The organism is Pseudomonas putida (assembly GCF_001941965.1).
Classification (GTDB): domain Bacteria; phylum Pseudomonadota; class Gammaproteobacteria; order Pseudomonadales; family Pseudomonadaceae; genus Aquipseudomonas; species Aquipseudomonas putida_L.
The window spans coordinates 85,421-101,235 of record NZ_MKZO01000011.1 but is presented as its reverse complement, the minus strand read 5'-3'; the positions used below and the strand labels follow the sequence as shown (position 1 = coordinate 101,235).

Below are 15,815 nucleotides of genomic sequence, written 5' to 3'. Positions count from 1 at the left end.
CGCCGCCCGTTCCAGGGCAGCGGCAGGGTTCAAGACAAGGATCAGAACAACGGCAAGGTGTACGCCAGGATCACCCGGTTCTCATCCCGGCGCCCGGTGGCATCGCCTTGCAACTGGACGTTGCGCAGGCGCAGGGCGAGGTTCTTCAGCGGCCCGTCCTGCACGGTGTAGGTGATGTCGATATTGCGCTCCCACTCGCTGCCGTCCTCACCCGCCACCTTGAAGTTGTCGCCCTTGACGTAACGGGCGAAGGCCACCAGCCCCGGCACACCCAGCGAGGCGAAGTCGAGGTCGTAGCGCGCCTGCCACGAACGCTCCTGGGCGCGGTCGAAACGCAGCACCTGCACGGCATTGGCCGCCGCTGGCAGATCGGTGTCGTGAATGAACGGCAGCGCGCTGTCACCGGCGTTGTACTGGTAGCCGACGCGGAAGGTCTGCGGCCCGAGATTGGCGCTGAGCATCCCCGAGGTCATGCGGCTGTCCAGCTTGCCGGCCTTCTCGGCGCCGGATTCCCCGGTATCGAGGTAGTTGAGCGTGCCGGAGAGGTTCCAGTCGCCGAGCTTCTGCGTGTGGGTGACGGTCGCGAGGTTCTGTTGGTAGACATCCTCCAGCCGCCCGCCCCACAGCCCCGCCGACCATTGCGGGGTGATGCGCCAGGTGCCGCCGAGGTAGTTGAAGCGGTCGCTGAACACGCTGTAGTAGTTGCCCACCTGGATATCCCGGGCCCCGGCGAATTCACGCTGGTTGACCTGGCGCATCTGGCCGACGCTGAGGTCGAGGTTGTCGATCTCCTTCACATCGAGCATCGCGCCTTCGAAGAACTGCGGCAGCAGGCGTGCATCACCGGAGCTGACCAAGGGGATCTTCGGGAACAGCCCGCCCACCTTCAGCTCGCTTTTCGAGTACTTGAACTTGAGCGCAGCCGTGGCTTCGGAGAACTGATCCACCGAGCGCGGATCGGCATTGCGTGGGCCGCCGGCACGGTCGTAGGCACCCGGCAGCAAGGCCGTGCCACTGCGCGATGGCGACGAATCCAGCTTCAGGCCCAGGCCGGCATAGAAGTCCACGCCCACGCCGATGGTGCCTTCGGTGTAACCCGACTCACCCTTGAGAATGAAGCCCTGGGCCCACTCCTCCAGCTTGGATTGCGCCGGCTTGGTGGAGTCGCGCAGGTCGTGGTTGTAGTAGAAGTTGCGCAGGGTCAGGTTGGCCTTGGCGTCTTCGAAAAACGCCGCATGGGCGCCCAGCGGCGCCAGGCCCAGCAGCAGTGCCAGGGGTTTTGCCGAGCGAGCGAAGCCCGCCCCATACGAGGATGATTTCATTGTTGTTGTTCTCTTTTTTAGGGATGGTGGATCAGTAACGCGCGACGCGGCTCAGCGGCCCCGCCAGATGAACTCCAAGGTGGTTTCCAGGGCCTCTTCCGGGGCCAGTTCATGAGTACCGACCTCGGCCCACTCCGCTCTGGGGCGGTTGAAGGCGTCGGCCAGATGGGAAACGGGTTCCAGGCACAGGTAGCCCAGGCCCGCGGGAGCGAAGGCGACCATGTGGGTCAGGTCGCTGTGCAACTCCAGCGAACCCTGCGGATAGTCCACCCGCACCTTGCCGTCCCAGCGGGACTGGTAATGGGCGACCGACTCGCCGTTGTCGGCAGCGATGCGCAGGGTGTTCGGCGCGTCCTGGTAGTCGCCGGTGGCGAGGTAGTCGGCATCGATCTGCCATTCGCGCCCGACCCGGTACTCGACGCGCATCCCCGGATGACGCTGGAAGTACGGATGCAGGCCGAGCCCGGCCGGCATCGGCGTATCACCCTGGTTGACCAGGCGCAGGGTGACCCGCAGACGATTGCCCTCCAGCACGAATTCCTGCTCGGCACGAAACGCCCAGGGCCAGTGCTCGCCCTGGTAATCGCAGCGGATCAGCGCCCTTTCGGCTCCGACGCTGACCACCTGCCACGGCTGGGTATGACTGACCCCATGCAGGGTATGCGGCAAGGCCGCGTGATGCGCCGGCAGACGATGCTCGACACCATTGAATGCCAGGCGCGCATCACGAATCCGGTTCGAATACGGAAACAGCGGATACCCCCCGGCCCGCGGCCAGTCCAGCGGGTCGAAGGACTCGCTGGTGATCGGCAGCAGCACTTCCAGCCCTTCGGCGCTGAGCGCGGCGATACGCCCGCCCCAGGCCGGCAGCAGGGCCAGCTTCCAGGTTGCATTGTTCAGTTCGAGACGTTGCATAAGACCCTCCGTTACCCGAAAGCGGGCACGACAAGCCCCTGCCGCCACGCCAGAGCGTGGCGGAGGTTGAAAGCCAAAGGACGAAGAAACCTCAGTGGCGGCGGAAGCGCTCGATCACCTGCTGATCGATGTCCAGGCCCAGGCCCGCGCCTTGCGGGATCTGCAACTGGTTGCCGCTGCGCAGCGACTCCACCGGATACAGCCAGTCCGCCGGCTCGACGAACAGGTACTCCACCTGCGGCACCCACGGCTGGACCGCCGCCAGGTGCAGGGTGGCGATCAGGCCGGGGCCGAAGTACGGACAGTGCGGCAACACCACGGCATCACGCTGGCGCGCCAGTTCGCCGATGCGCAGGCATTCGGAAATACCGCCGACCTTGGTCACGCTGGGCTGGATCGAATCCACCGCGCCCGTCACCAGGGCCTGCTCGAACTGCACCGCGGTGCACCAGTTCTCCCCCGCCGACAGCGGCACACCCTGCCCGCGCAGGCTGGCCAGGGTGGCGAAGTCTTCCGGCGGGAAGATCGGCTCTTCCAGCCAGGCCAGCTTCAGATCGCGCAGCGCTGGCAGCCAGTCGCGGGTATCGCTGACCTTCCAGCCGCAGTTGACGTCGGTGGCCAGCGGCACGTCGTCGCCGATGGCGCGGCGGCAGGCGGCGATCTCGTCGACCGTGACTTCATGCAGTTTGATATCGCGGAAGCCCATTTCCAGGGCCTTTTCGCAGATGGCCGGGGCCACCTCGTTGTCCGCGTAACGGACCAGGCTGGCATAGGCCGGCACGCTCTCGCGCACCGCCTCGCCCAGCAGCCGGTGCAGCGGCAGGTTGCGCCGGCGTGCCGCCAGGTCCCACATGGCGATATCGATGCCGGAGATGGCGAACATCGTTACGCCATAGCGCCCGAACAGGTGCAGGCGCAATTGCAGCTCCTGGTTGAACGCGGCGATATCGATGATCTCGCGGTTCAGCAGCAGCGGCGTGATCAAACGGTCGATCAGGGCCTTGGTGGCATTGGCGACGAAGTAGCCGAAGGCCTCGCCCCAGCCGACATTGCCCTGCTCGTCCTCGATGCGGATCAGCACGTTTTCCAGGGTGTTCCAGGTGGTCGGGGTGATGCCCTGGCCCTTGCCGCCATCATGGAACGGGATTTCCACGATCTGCGTGTCGATGCGGACGATCTTCATTGCAGGTTCTCCAGCAGCGAAGCCAGGGGCACGCCGGCGTAGGCGCCGCCGACATGGTCGCGGCCCGAGCCTTCCGCGGCCATGGCTTCATAAGGCAGGTAATTGTCGGCCAGATGCTCGCCGGCATTGTCCTGCGGCTTGTAGCCGAGGGCGCGGGCGCGGTTGTTGTGGAACAGCGGGTTGGGGCTTTCCGAGACGCCATAGACGATCTCGTTGCGCACCTCGGGATGCTCCAGGCCGATCAGCATCAGTTGGGCCAGGTCGCGGGCGCTGGTCCACATGCGCAGGCGGCGGGCGTCGGAGACCTTGGGGTCGGCATTGCCGATCCGCACGATAAAGGTCGCCACGTCGCTGCGCAGGGAGAAGGTGGTGCAGGCCGCTTCGCCGAACACCTTGCTCAGGGCGTAGTAGCTGTCCGGGGCCACCGGCATGTCATCGAAAAACTCGGCCAGGTCGCTGCGGTACTGGCCCAGCACATGGTGGCTGCTGGCGAAGACGAAGCGCTTCACGCCATGGCGCTGCGCCGCTTCCAGCAGGTACAGGGTGCCGTGGTAGTTGGGCTCGACGGTGCTGTTGAAGTGGATGTCGGTGCCATGGGCACAGGCCAGGTGGAGGATGCCATCGACCCCGTCCACCGCGCGCTGCACGCAGGCCGGGTCGGTGAGGTCGCCGACCAGTGCGGTCTCGCCTTCGTGCAGGTCCGCGACCGCCTTGCGATCGAGCAGGCGCAGGTTGTAGCGCTGGCGCAGGAAGGGCCGCAGGGCGGTCCCGACGATACCGGCGGCGCCGGTGACAAGAAGCGTAGGCATAGCGAATTCCTGAAATCCTGGTAATTGCACAAGCGGGTTGCGGCCCGCAGGCCGCGTTTACTGTCAGGCCGCCGCGACCACGGCGTCGCGCCTGGACGGCGCCTTGCCGACGAAGAACGCCACGATCAGCGCACCCAGCACACCCAGGCCTCCGGCCAGGGCGAAGCCGCTGCCGTAGGTGCCGGTGGCCTGGATGATAAAGCCGGTCACGGTCGGCGCGACGATGCCGGACAGGTTGGCCAGGCCGTGCATGAAGCCGCCGGCAGTGCCCACCTGGTGATCCGGCACCGCGTCCTGGATCAGCGACCAATAGGCCGGTGCGGTCAACATCAGGAAGCCGATAGCCACGGTCATCACCGCGACGGTAGCGGTCACGCTTTCGACCCGGCCGGTCAGGACGATGCACACCGCCGCCACCAGCAGGCAGGTGACCAGCACCACCTTGCGCGAGAACAGCTGCTTGCCGGTGCGCTTGAACACCCAGTCGATCAGCAGGCCGCCGCAGACGAAGCCGACCGTACCCACCAGCCACGGCAGCGCGGTGACGATGCTCATGGCCTTGAGGTCGATGCCCTTGGCGTCGATCAGGTAGCTGGGGAACCAGGTCATGAAGAAGTACAGGATGTAGTTGTAACAGAACAGCGAGACACCAGTGACCAGCACCGAGCGTTGCAGGATGATCTGCAGCACCGGGGTGCGCGGGGCCTGTTCGGCGGTCATCACCGGGGCGACCCGGCCTTCGTTGATCTCGGCCAGTTCTTCCGGCGAGACCTTAGCGTGCTCCTGCGGGGTCGAGGTCGCCAGGCGGTACCAGGCGATGGCCCAGAGCACGCCGACCACGGCGATCACCACAAAGGCCACGCGCCAGCCCAGCCACAGGGCGAGGAAACCGACGATCGGGCCGGCCAGGGCACCGCCCAGCGGGCCGCCGGCCTGGTTGATGCCGATGGCGCGGGCGCGTTCCTTGATCGGGAACCAGCTGTTGACGGTCTTGTTCGCGGTGGTCGAGACCGGACCCTCACCCACGCCGAACAGGGCACGGACGATCAGCAGCGACCAGAAGTTGAAGGCCAGCGCGGTGGAACCGCAGAGCACCGACCAGAAACTCATGGACCAGGTTAGCACCTTCTTCGGCCCGAAGCGGTCGGCCAGGTAGCCGCCGACAAAGCAGAACAGTGCGTAGCCGAAGAAGAAACTACTGAAGATCATGCCTTTTTCGGCAGGGGTCAGATGGTATTCCTGGGTGATGAAGGGCATGGCGATGGACAGTGCGGCCCGATCGACATAGTTGATGATCATGGCGATGAACAGCATCGTCAGGATCGTCCAGCGGTAATTCTTTTTCTTGTTCATGTACGTCTCCGTCCGGCGCCAGTAGCAAACCGGATCTTGTTGTTATAGCGCCGGACCCCAGGCAGGGTCCGGCAGCCTGTCGGGTCTAGACGCTGTAATCCACTGCCACCCACTCGAAATACTGCTTGAGGTCCGCGACCAGGGCCTGGTGCGCGGGGTGTGGCAGGTACCGCTCTACCGCGGCGGCATCGTCGAAGCCCGAGTCGAGGATGTAGTCCCAGCAGATGGGGCGATCCAGCTCGTTGGCGGCGACGGTCCAGTCACGGATGAAATCGATCTCCTGATCGAGGTCACGCATGCGCGCGACCAGGCGTTGCTCCAGTTCCGGCTGCCGCTCGACATGGGCGAGGCGGCGGAACATCACGACATGACGCATCATTGTGCCGCCCTCCCCTTAGCCCAGGGTCCACGCCGGCGCGTCCTGCAGCGCGACCGGGCGCAGGAAGCGCTCCAGCGCGGCATAGCCGACCGAGGTGGTTTGCGGGGTGGTGGACGACGGCCATGGACCGCCATGCTGCTGGGCGTGGCAGACCGCGACGCCAGTCGGCACACCGCCGAACAGCACGCGACCGGAGACCTTCTGCGCAGCGCGAACCAGTTGGCGATTGTCCTCGCTGGCCTGCTCGGCACCCCACAGGGTGGTGGTCAGGGTGCCGCCGACCGCTTCCAGCACGGCCACGACTTCGACAACCGAAGCGGCACGCACCAGCAGCGCCGCCGGGCCGAACATCTCCTCGCGCAGATGGGCATTGGCGATGAACGCCGCCGCATCGGTGCTGAACAGGCGCGGCGCCGGACCGGCACCATCGGCCGCCGGGGTGAACACGGCAGCGGCATTCGCGGCCACGGTGGCCGCAGCACTGTCGAAGCCCTGGCGCATGCCGGCGGTGAGCATACGGTGCGTGGCGATCGGCGCAATGGCCTCGGCCAGCTGGGCGACGAAACGCTCGCTGTGGGCCGAGTCCAGCAGCACGATCAGGCCGGGGCTGGTGCAGAACTGACCGCAGCCGAGGGTGATCGAGCCCGCCAGGGTCTTCGCCAGGCCTTCGCTGTCTTTTTCCAGGGCGGCAGGCAGGGCCACCAGCGGGTTGATCGACCCCAGCTCGCCGAAGAACGGCACCGGGCGCGGACGGTCATTGGCCGCCTGCCACAGCGCCTTGCCGCCCTGGTAGGAGCCGGTGAAGGCTACCGCGGCAATACCCGGATGCTGCACCAGGTAGGTACCGCCAGCGCGGGACGTGGCCTCGACCAGGGTCAGCACGCCTTCCGGCAGGCCCTGCTGGCGAACCACGCCGGCCGCCAGCTCGTACACGGCGCGGGACAGCTCCGGGTGACCGGAATGCGCCTTGACCACCACCGGGCAACCGGCGGCCAGGGCCGAGGCGGTATCGCCCCCCAGCACCGAGAAGGCGAACGGGAAGTTGCTCGCCGAGAACATGGCGACCGGACCGAGTGCGCGCTGCACCCGCACCAGCGCCGGACGCCCGGCAGGCGGCGCGCCGGCCACGGCATCGCTGACCACCTGGCGATACGGCACGCCGGCTTCCACTTCACTGGCGAAACCGCGCAGCTGGAAGGCGGTACGGGCCACTTCGCCGTTCAGGCGGCCTTCGCCCAGGCCGCTTTCACGGTCGGCAATGGCAACCAGTTCGGCCTGCTGCTCTTCCAGTGCGGTAGCCAGGCCATTGAGCAGCGCGGCGCGCACGGCGGCCGGGGACTCGGCCCAGAAATCAGCGGCGGCAACGGCCTTGGCGACGACCTGGTCGATCAGCGCCAGGGACGGATCTTGTTGAATGCTCATTGAACGCTTCCTTCAGCGGGCTTTGGGTTCGAGGTGGTAGCCGCGGCCGGTGTAGTCGAAGGCCACCAGCTCGTTGATCGCCACCTCCTTGTCCGCCGGCGAGGCGTAGTAGGCGCGGATCTCGCGGATCAGGCCGCTTTCCTCGTCGAAGATGTACCACTCGTCACCGCGCAGGGCGGTGCCCAGCTTGCTTTTCCAGTGGGTCCACTCGATCACCGCTTCATGGCTGTCGTGGCTGACCAGGATCTTCTCGATGGTCCACTGCGAGCCCAGGTTTTCCACGCACCACACCCACTTGCGGGCGATGGTGTCGGCCGTGCGCCAGGGCACTTCCGGCAGGCCGGCGGGAAAGTAATGCACGGCGTCCGGGGTGAAGCAGGACACCAGCTTGTCGTAGTCGCCCTCGTTGCAGGCGTCGAAGTAACGGCGGATCAGTTGCGCGTGCTTGTGCTCGGCCACGGTTCAGTCCTCCTTCTTGTCGATGATCGAGGGGATCGCCGGGCGGCCGCTGGCGACCCAGGCGTGGTAGTCGGAGACCGAAGTCGGGCTCGGCGGGTAGACGCCCCACAGCGGCTCGCCCGAGGCGATGCGCATGGCCAGGTAGTTCTCGATGTCGTCCTGCACGCCACACACTTCGGCCAGTTCCTCGGCCAGGTGCGCGGGGACCACGGTCAGGCCGTCGGCATCGCCGACGATGATGTCGCCCGGGTACACGGCGACGCCGGCACAGCCGATCGGCACCTGCAGGTCGGCGACGTGGTGGTAGGAGATGCGCGTGGTGGCGGTGATCTCGCGGGCATAGGCCGGCAGGTTCATCGCAGCGATCTCGCTGCCGTCGCGCAGGGCGCCGTCGGTAACGATGGCCTTGGCGCCACGGGCCAGCAGGCGGGTTACCAGGATATTGCCGGCGGACGCTGCGGCCGGGTCGTTGCGGCTGTCGATCACCAGCACGTCGCCGGCCTGCACCTGCTCCACGCCGACCCATTGCAGGTTGTCGTCGTTGGGCTTGGTGGTCATGGTCTGGTAGGTGTCGATGTCTTCACGGGCAGGAATGAAGCGCATGGTGAAGGCGCGCCCGGCGAACGGCTTGGTATCGCGGGTCATGGCGCGCAGGCCGACCAGGGCTGGCTGGCGGAAGCCACGCTTGAACAGCTGGGTGGTCAGCGAACCGCTGCTGCAGGCAGCCAGCTTGGCGAGGGTGGCGTCGCTGACTTCGACGCGCTTGCCCGAGGTGCTTTCGTGGGCATCGGCATAGGTATGGATGACGGACATTCTTATAGGTTCTCCAGGCGGGATTCATCCGATGGGTGGTCGACGCCAATTCCCACCATGTGGAACAAGCGCCGGCTTCAACCCCCGTTGAGGCCGATTCTATGGGGGAAAGTCCCGGCGAAAAGGGGCAGAATCGGTGCCACAGCCGTTCCGTTCCAACTGATGGGAATAACCGATGAAACCAGGTGAAGGTACCGCCGCCCTCGAAAAGGCCCTTGACGTGCTCCAGGCCGTGGGCGCCATGCCCAGCGGCATCAGCCAGGCACAGCTGGCCGACCAGGTGCCGCTGCCGCGCACCACCCTGTACCGCATCCTCGCCACCCTGGTGGAGCGCGGGATGATCCGCCGCGACCCGACGCGCAAGGTCTACCGCCTGGGCTTCAACTACTTGGAGATGGTCCGCAACGCCTACCTGGAGCCGGACCTGGTGGCGGCGGCCAGCGAGGAGCTGCGCGCCCTGCGCGACCTGACCGGGGAGACCTCGTACCTGGCGGTGCTCGACGGCAACCAGGTGCTGTCCCTGGAGCGCTGTGATGGCGCCCATACCCAGCGTTCGGCGGCCAGTCTTGGCCAGGGCAAGCCGGTGTACTGCACCGGCCAGGGCAAGGCGATCCTTTCGGCGCTGTCGGCAGCGGCGCGGGACGAGATCCTCAAGGGCGTGGTGCTGGAACCGCTGACCCCGCTGACCATCACCGACCGCCGCCGCTTGCTGGCCGAACTGCAGATCACCCGCACCCGCGGCTATGCCCTCGACGACGAGGAAATCCGCCTCGGCGTGTGCTGCGTGGCGGCGCCGATCATCGACAAGCAGGGCGTGGTGCGCGGCGCCTTGAGCGTGGCCGGACCGGCCTATCGCCTGACCCTGGAGCGCCTGACCCTGCTCGGCCCGGAGCTGGCGGATGCGGCACGGCGGGTGGGCGAGCAGTTGCGACCGGAGACCACGCAGCGGCCGTCGGGAGCCTTGCATGTGCTGCCGGCGCCCTGGTCGTTCCATGGGGCGTTCCCGCGCTGGCATGCGGCGAGCGGCCTCTTGTACTGGGCCGACACCCTGGCCCCGGCGATCCATTGCTGGGACGGGCACACCAGCCGCCTGCTCACCCGCCTGGACATGCCGGTGCGGGCCATGGAGCTGCACCGCGACGGCTTGCTGGTGGCCCAGGCCGGGGGCTGGTCATTGGTGGACTGGGAAGGCAACGAGCATCCGATGCAGGATGTGCTGGGCAGTCGCTTGCTGGCGTTGGCCGGGCATCCGTCGGGCACCCTGTGGGCCTGTGCGCGTACGGCGAGCGGTTGCCTGATCGGCGAGATGAGCAGCGAGGGCGAGTTGCGTCATGGCTGGGCGCTGAGCGAGCAGATCAGCGGGTTTCGCTGGGATGCCAGCGGCAGCGCGGTATATGCGATCGCGCCGGAGACCGGGGATATCCTGCGCTTGCAGCCGGGGAGCACGGCGGTGCGGCGGCTGGCGTCGCTACCTCGGGGCGGCGGCAGTCTCAGCGGCCTGGCGCTGGATGCGCAGGGCGGGGTCTGGACGACCCAGCGTGATGGCTGGAGCCTGGCGCGCTTCGATGCCGAGGGGAACCTGGAGCGGATGATCGGGTTGCCGGTGCCCTGCCCTACGGACCTGTGTTTTGGCGGGGATGGGATGCGCACCTTGTTCATCACCAGTGCGCGGCAGGAGTTGAAGCTGGAGGTGCTGGGCAGTGCGCCGGATTCGGGGGGTGTGCTGCAGGTGGAGACTGAGGTGGGTGGGCAGGTAGTGGGTGAGATCAACAGATTTCCTTGACCTTTCGGGCCTCATCGCTGGCAAGCCAGCTCCCACAGGTTCAGCGGTGCACGCGATCCCTGTGGGAGCTGACTTGCCAGCGATGAGGCCTTCAGAACCAATATCAAAATGGAATTAACCAATGCAAATTCAGTATTTCTGGTTCTAAAAACAAACCAGTAGTCTCCCCTCATGGCCCCCTGCTCCAGACAAGGAATCCCCCCATGAGCCAAGCCGCCACCGTCATCGACTTCACCCTGCACCGCAAACGCAAGCTGGCCCAGCAACGTGGCCGCCTGCTCTGGGCGATGTACGTGCAGCAGGCCGGGCTGGCCGTACCGCAGGCATGAACACACCGAACCGCTTCCTGGTCACCGCCGACGAACCGCCCTTCACCCTGCCCGAAGCCGTCACCCAGGAAGACGACGGTATCGGCCAGCGGGTCGCCAGCAACCTCCAGCGCCTGCGCGCCAAGCGCCAGTTGTCCCTCGATGCCCTGGCCCGTGCCAGCGGGGTCAGCCGGGCCATGCTGGCGCAGGTCGAATCCGCGCGCAGCGTTCCTTCGATCCGCGTGCTGTGCAAGATCGCCAAGGGCTTGAAGGTATCGGTAGCGGCTTTTCTCGATCAGCACGAATGTGCCGGGGTGACGCTATTGCCCAAGCGCGACAGCAAGCGTCTGGTCAGTGCGGCGGGGACCTTCGTCAGCCGTGCGCTGTATCCGGTGGATGCGCCGCAGCAGACGGAGTTCTACGAATTGCGGATCAGCCCGCTGGGTGAGGAGCACTCCGCCGGACATGGTCCGGGGGTACGGGAGAACCTGGTGGTGGCCCAGGGGGCGCTGGAGATCAGCGTCAACGACGAGCGCTTCCTGCTGTCGACCGGCGACTCAATCGTCTTCTACGCCGACCAGCCCCACCGCTATCGCAATCCGGTGGACAGCGAAGCGGTGGCGTACCTGGTGGTGACCCATCCCGAAAGCCGGGACTGAGTCACCCAAGCGTCAGCAGGTGCAGCACATCATCGGCATGCCGTTGCAGCTCATCATCATCGGCATGCTGCAGTCGTTCATCATCTTCATCATGAGCATGCAGCAGCTGTTCATCATCTCCATGCTCATGCCGGCCATCGGCATCATCTTGCAGGTCATGCCGTCGGCCATAACGGTGCATTCCATCATGCATTTCATCATCGGCATCATCATGCCGTTCATGGGCATGCCCATGGTCATCTGATTGCAGCCCATCAGCATCAGGTTGCCGCACTGCATCATCATCGGCATGCCGCAGTTCATCATCATCTGCATCATTTCCGCGCTGTTGCGGAACATCGCCATCTCCATGCCGGCGGCAGGCTTCATAGTGCACAGCATGCCGTCGTCGAGCATCTTGCAGGTCATGGTCGCCATCATCATCGGCATGCCGGTCATGGGCATCATCGGCATGGCGCTGTTCATCATCGGCATCTGCATTGCGTTCATCATGGTGAAGTCCTTGTTCAAGGTGACGAGAGGAGATGGGGGCGGATTCTAGGGATCGCCGGCGCAGCGGCAAGATGGCGGGAAAGCAGCGCTCGTGGTCGTGATCACAGGCCAGTGAACGGCCTTGGCAATGGCGGTTCATGCAATAGCAACGGTTTTAACGCTATCCCGAAATCCTCGTTCTCTATGGCCTCGAAAACGACGCAACGGATATCGCCGAAAGATCCATGCTCATAACCGGCATGCGTATTCGATCTAAGCCGTCGCGAAATAATCGCCGGCACCGGCTCTTCACCCGGTGGCGGATCACGGCTAACCTTGGCGACCGGTCTTTTGGAATCCCCTGTCACGATGGAAATCTCTGCCCCTCAACCTGCGACCAACGGCAAGGACAACGCCGGCGGACGCGTCCAGGTCATCGACCGCTCGATCGTTCTGCTGCGTGCCCTGGCCAACCTCAAGCACGGCGCCAGCGCCCTCGACCTGGCGCGGCAGACCGGTATCGAGCGTTCCACCATCCACCGCCTGCTCAAGACCCTCACGTACTGGGGCCTGATCGAGTCCCGCGGGGCGACCTACCATATCGGCCCGGAAAGCCTGATCTACTCCGCCGCCTACCTGAACCGCCTGAACCTGCGCCGCCTGGCCCTGCCCTATGCCATCGAACTGCAGCGGGTGATCGGCGAGCGGCCGGCGATCGTCTCGCTGTCGGTACCGGTGGGGGACCAGGTGGTACTGATCGAACGGATGTGGACGCCGGCCACACCATTGAATGTGATCGTGGACCTGGCGGATCAGTTTCCCATCGAGGGCAGCCCCAGCGGGCGCGCGGTGCTGGCGACGTACAGCGAGGCGCTGGCGCTGGGGGTGCTGGGGGAAGAGCGCTATGCCAAGGCACTGCCGGGGTTGCAACTGATCCGCAGCGAGCGGGATTTCGCCTTTGGGCATGGGGAGTTCAAGCCTGGGTTGTCGTCGGTGGCGTTTCCGATCCGGGTCGCAGGTGGGCAGGCGTTGGGTGCGGTGGTGGTGGCCGGGCTGGATATGGAGGAAGAGACCCATCCGGGGTCGGCACTGGCAGCGCATGTGCGGCGGGCTTGTGAGGGGATTGCGGCGCAGTTGGGGAATCTCTAGCCCCGCCTTACTGATCAGGAGTACATCGAATGAATAGCGATGATAAAACCCGTGAGGCTTTGGCAGATGTAGATACTGGCCAGGTTGTTGACCAACGCCTCGTGCAGGACTGGGCAAATAGTCTCAGCACTGGCTGCCCCAAACCTGTTCCCCATTCCGAAACCAGAGAAAACGCAGCAAGCCGGGGTAGTCAACCCGTTTAGTTTCCCGTCGATTCTGATGGCCTCATCGCTGCATGGGTATCTACAACCTCGGGTTGATGGCCGACGCGGTTCAGGTAGGAGCGTGGCTTGTCGGACCGCCGAACCGCCGCGAAGGGCCGCAAAGCGGCCCCAAAACCATCCAGCACGAGCTAGCAGGGGAACGCCTTTCTGGATTCAGCGCCTGCGCGACTGCTGTACTCCAGATGCTCGGCGTGGCAGGTTTTGGGGCCGCTTTGCGGCCCTTCGCGGGCAAGCCACGCTCCTACGGATCCAGCGCAAGTCCAGAATCCGAGCCCGAGCGAGAGATATGTAGATACCCATGCTCATCGCTGGCAAGCCCCACAGGTTCACCACCGTCCTTGAGAGCGGCGCTGTACCTGTGGGAGCTGGCTTGCCAGCGATGAGGCCCGGAAGATCACTGCATGACCCGGATCAGCAAATGCCAGCCTCCAGCACCGCCAACAACCGGTTCCGCTGCACCTTCCCATAATGCGAACGCGGCAACTCCTCGATGAAATGCACCTGCCTCGGCACCTTGTACCGCGACAGCAACCCGCGACAGTGCTCCAGCAACTCCTCCACCGTCACGACAGCCCCAGGTGTTGGGGACTGAGATAAACCCTAGGGAGTGGGCGAGATAAATCCGGGATAGTCCGGTAAGGGATGGGCCAAGGTGGGACGGTGGCTGCAATAGTGTTGCAAAGGATGCAAGGGTTGGGGCATCGCTGCCCCGGTCCTCATTCCTCCAGGTTGGCGTGGAATAGATCACCCTGGTTGCGAGCGATCACGGCCAGCCGCATGCGCTTTACGACCTTGTAGACAAACGCCAGCGAGATGCCGTGCTTCATTGCGATCTCGCGATGGTTGCGTCCGGTCCATTCGTCGAAGATCTGCTGATGCAGCTTGGACGCTTGCAGATGGATGCCCTTCGGGATGTACAGTTGCTGCCCGCCCCAGACTGCCGCCATCTGCATCGCGACCTCTACGCCGTGAGCCTCGGCAACCTCATCGCTGACGTGCAGTGTCTCCTTCGCTGATTTCGTGACGTGGTCGGCGAGCGCCTGGAGCAAGTCGCCGGCAGTGCTCGACTCTTTCATACCGCCTCCTGTTGAGCCCGTTGCAGCCACTGTTTGAGTTGCTCGATGACCAGGCTGGCCTGGGCAGCGGTCAGCCATTGCAGCGCAGCCACACCCGTAACGCCTTTGACGAACTTCACCAGGGATTCCTCTGACGGATCGCGAAGCGCACCGGCATCCCGTAGTGACAGCCACAGCGAGCGGATCTTCCTAGACTGGCCGTCCTTCGCCCTTGGTCGCTTGCTGCCAGCGGTTGGACGAACCTTGAAGCCCTTCAGTTTGAGCTGTTCCAAAACCTGCATCAGCTTTGGAACGCTCAGGTCTGCTGTGGATGTGCAGCCTTCCAGCGCAGGCATTCCCGACAGCATGAGCCGATAAGTGTCGTCATCCATCTGGAGTTCGCGGCGAGCAACATGGATCGTCTTGATCAGACGCAGACGGTTGGCATTGGACTGAACTGTACTCACAGGCTGCCCTCCTGTTCGCTCACGATAATCCAGGCATCTGGATCAAGAGGCGTACGACCGTAGGCGCTCAGTAATGCACCATTGTCGCCACGGTGAGCCCACCCGATGCATTCATCATCGCTGTGATACTTCAATTTCACCGTGATGCCGCAGGGATACTCTGTAGCTGAAAGCTTCTCCAACTGACGAATGCGGCTGAGCAGTTTCTTCTCGACCGCCTTTTGCAGATGCGGAACAGCAAGCGCGGCGCGGCACTGCACCAGATCGAAACCTTCCAAGGCGCGCAAGCGGTTTTCAGTATCAACCGCACCATACTCCCGGCCTGGTGGAATAAAGGGGTTGGCTTGCGACATATCACACCCCCTGGGTCAATCGCGCGACGGGTTGGTGGCCAACCGCGTGATGCAGTTGAGCCGAACGGCCAGCCTTGTACCCGGCGTCACCCGCCACCTCGTCGCGCGCCTTGAGCTTGCGGCGCTTCATCTTGGCCGGGGCGAGATCCGGGTACTTCTTGTCCATGTAGGCCTGTATCGCTTCGGCAATGTTGTCTTCGACGCCCGCAAACTGCTCGACCTTGGCCTGCACCGCGTCGATCCAGCCGTGAGCGAATGCGTCCCCCCGCGCAACCTTGGTGGAGCGTTTGCAACGTTTCTGCGTTGCAAGGTAGTCCCGCCGCGCTTTCTGCAACTGGCGCTCCAGCACCTGGTACGCATAGCAAGCCAGCTCTGGCGATGCGCCGCACCCGATGTAGATAAATGAGGCTTCTTCGAACCAGGGCGCGTTGATGATGAAGGTCGAACCGAAGGCTTCAGCGCAGACTCGGGCCAGTCGCACACGCCACGCCGGGGGCTCACCCTCTGACCCTGCTGCAACCTTTGCCTCTCCAGCCATGCTTGCCAGCACGTCACCCATCTCTAGGTTGTAAGCCTCCATCAGCTTGTGGGCCTGGCGCAGGGCGATCTCTGCTTCGTTCGGGTTAGAACCCTTGCCCTTGGCCATTTCCAGACACTTCTTGATCTTGTCGAGGATGCGGTCCTGGTCCAT

Annotated in this window: 19 protein-coding genes; 4 read left to right on the top strand and 15 right to left on the bottom strand. The window is 64.7% G+C overall.

Annotated elements, in window-relative coordinates; translation table 11 throughout:
* Window positions 1-41 precede the first annotated feature (41 nt).
* The 9 genes from PSEMO_RS06885 to PSEMO_RS06845 all read right to left on the bottom strand — a co-directional run bounded on the left by PSEMO_RS06885 (window position 42) and on the right by PSEMO_RS06845 (window position 8,655).
* Window positions 42-1,322, bottom strand: coding sequence for an OprD family porin (locus PSEMO_RS06885; protein ID WP_075802387.1), 1,281 nt, complete (start codon window positions 1,320-1,322; stop codon window positions 42-44).
* Window positions 1,323-1,373: 51 nt separating this feature from the next.
* A complete protein-coding gene (locus PSEMO_RS06880) occupies window positions 1,374-2,237 on the bottom strand; it encodes an aldose 1-epimerase (RefSeq protein ID WP_075802386.1) in 864 nt (287 codons plus the stop codon).
* A gap of 91 nt (window positions 2,238-2,328) precedes the next feature.
* Window positions 2,329-3,420 (bottom strand): mandelate racemase/muconate lactonizing enzyme family protein, encoded by a 1,092-nt coding sequence (locus PSEMO_RS06875; protein WP_075802385.1) that lies wholly within the window; start codon window positions 3,418-3,420, stop codon window positions 2,329-2,331.
* The gene (locus tag PSEMO_RS06870; protein WP_075802384.1) at window positions 3,417-4,229 is read right to left on the bottom strand and encodes an NAD-dependent epimerase/dehydratase family protein; all 813 of its coding nucleotides are present in this window, start codon (window positions 4,227-4,229) and stop codon (window positions 3,417-3,419) included. Before PSEMO_RS06870 ends, PSEMO_RS06875 begins: the two co-directional genes overlap by 4 nt.
* Before the next feature lie 63 nt (window positions 4,230-4,292).
* Entirely contained in the window at window positions 4,293-5,582 is a 1,290-nt protein-coding gene (locus tag PSEMO_RS06865; protein ID WP_075802383.1) for an MFS transporter, read from the bottom strand.
* An 85-nt stretch (window positions 5,583-5,667) separates the two neighbouring features.
* Entirely contained in the window at window positions 5,668-5,961 is a 294-nt protein-coding gene (locus PSEMO_RS06860) for a Dabb family protein (RefSeq protein ID WP_075802382.1), read from the bottom strand.
* A gap of 15 nt (window positions 5,962-5,976) precedes the next feature.
* Window positions 5,977-7,383, bottom strand: coding sequence for an aldehyde dehydrogenase (NADP(+)) (locus PSEMO_RS06855; protein ID WP_075802381.1), 1,407 nt, complete (start codon window positions 7,381-7,383; stop codon window positions 5,977-5,979).
* 12 nt (window positions 7,384-7,395) lie between these two features.
* Window positions 7,396-7,842 carry a nuclear transport factor 2 family protein gene (locus PSEMO_RS06850; protein WP_075802380.1) on the bottom strand — a complete coding sequence of 149 codons (447 nt, stop codon included), beginning with the start codon at window positions 7,840-7,842 and terminating at the stop codon, window positions 7,396-7,398.
* Window positions 7,843-7,845: 3 nt separating this feature from the next.
* Window positions 7,846-8,655, bottom strand: coding sequence for a ribonuclease activity regulator RraA (locus PSEMO_RS06845; RefSeq protein ID WP_075802379.1), 810 nt, complete (start codon window positions 8,653-8,655; stop codon window positions 7,846-7,848).
* Window positions 8,656-8,830: 175 nt separating this feature from the next.
* On the opposite strand from PSEMO_RS06845, the gene PSEMO_RS06840 reads away from it, so the two are divergent.
* The 3 genes from PSEMO_RS06840 (at window position 8,831) to PSEMO_RS06835 (ending at window position 11,405) form a co-directional block, all read left to right on the top strand.
* Window positions 8,831-10,438, top strand: a complete 1,608-nt coding sequence (locus tag PSEMO_RS06840; RefSeq protein ID WP_075802378.1) for an IclR family transcriptional regulator domain-containing protein — start codon at window positions 8,831-8,833, stop codon at window positions 10,436-10,438.
* A 203-nt stretch (window positions 10,439-10,641) separates the two neighbouring features.
* Window positions 10,642-10,767: a hypothetical protein gene (locus PSEMO_RS33755; RefSeq protein ID WP_256721019.1), complete on the top strand. Its 126-nt coding sequence runs from the start codon at window positions 10,642-10,644 to the stop codon at window positions 10,765-10,767.
* Complete coding sequence (locus tag PSEMO_RS06835) at window positions 10,764-11,405, top strand: helix-turn-helix domain-containing protein (protein WP_075802377.1); 642 nt, start codon at window positions 10,764-10,766, stop codon at window positions 11,403-11,405. Before PSEMO_RS33755 ends, PSEMO_RS06835 begins: the two co-directional genes overlap by 4 nt.
* A 12-nt stretch (window positions 11,406-11,417) precedes the next feature.
* On the opposite strand, the gene PSEMO_RS06830 is transcribed toward PSEMO_RS06835, so the two are convergent.
* On the bottom strand, window positions 11,418-11,897 hold the full coding sequence (locus tag PSEMO_RS06830) for a hypothetical protein (RefSeq protein WP_075802376.1): 480 nt from the start codon (window positions 11,895-11,897) through the stop codon (window positions 11,418-11,420).
* A gap of 348 nt (window positions 11,898-12,245) precedes the next feature.
* On the opposite strand from PSEMO_RS06830, the gene PSEMO_RS06825 reads away from it, so the two are divergent.
* On the top strand, window positions 12,246-13,025 hold the full coding sequence (locus PSEMO_RS06825; protein ID WP_075802375.1) for an IclR family transcriptional regulator: 780 nt from the start codon (window positions 12,246-12,248) through the stop codon (window positions 13,023-13,025).
* A gap of 635 nt (window positions 13,026-13,660) precedes the next feature.
* Here PSEMO_RS06825 and PSEMO_RS06820 read toward each other — a convergent pair.
* The 5 genes from PSEMO_RS06820 to PSEMO_RS06800 all read right to left on the bottom strand — a co-directional run bounded on the left by PSEMO_RS06820 (window position 13,661) and on the right by PSEMO_RS06800 (window position 15,815).
* Entirely contained in the window at window positions 13,661-13,810 is a 150-nt protein-coding gene (locus PSEMO_RS06820; RefSeq protein WP_256721025.1) for an AMP-binding enzyme, read from the bottom strand.
* Window positions 13,811-13,965: 155 nt separating this feature from the next.
* Entirely contained in the window at window positions 13,966-14,325 is a 360-nt protein-coding gene (locus PSEMO_RS06815) for a Mor transcription activator family protein (RefSeq protein WP_009405474.1), read from the bottom strand.
* The gene (locus PSEMO_RS06810) at window positions 14,322-14,771 is read right to left on the bottom strand and encodes a gp16 family protein (protein ID WP_009405476.1); all 450 of its coding nucleotides are present in this window, start codon (window positions 14,769-14,771) and stop codon (window positions 14,322-14,324) included. Before PSEMO_RS06810 ends, PSEMO_RS06815 begins: the two co-directional genes overlap by 4 nt.
* Entirely contained in the window at window positions 14,768-15,124 is a 357-nt protein-coding gene (locus PSEMO_RS33435) for a hypothetical protein (protein WP_178391972.1), read from the bottom strand. The genes PSEMO_RS06810 and PSEMO_RS33435 overlap by 4 nt, the downstream gene beginning before the upstream one ends.
* A 1-nt stretch (window position 15,125) precedes the next feature.
* Window positions 15,126-15,815 carry a DUF2786 domain-containing protein gene (locus tag PSEMO_RS06800; protein WP_075802374.1) on the bottom strand — a complete coding sequence of 230 codons (690 nt, stop codon included), beginning with the start codon at window positions 15,813-15,815 and terminating at the stop codon, window positions 15,126-15,128.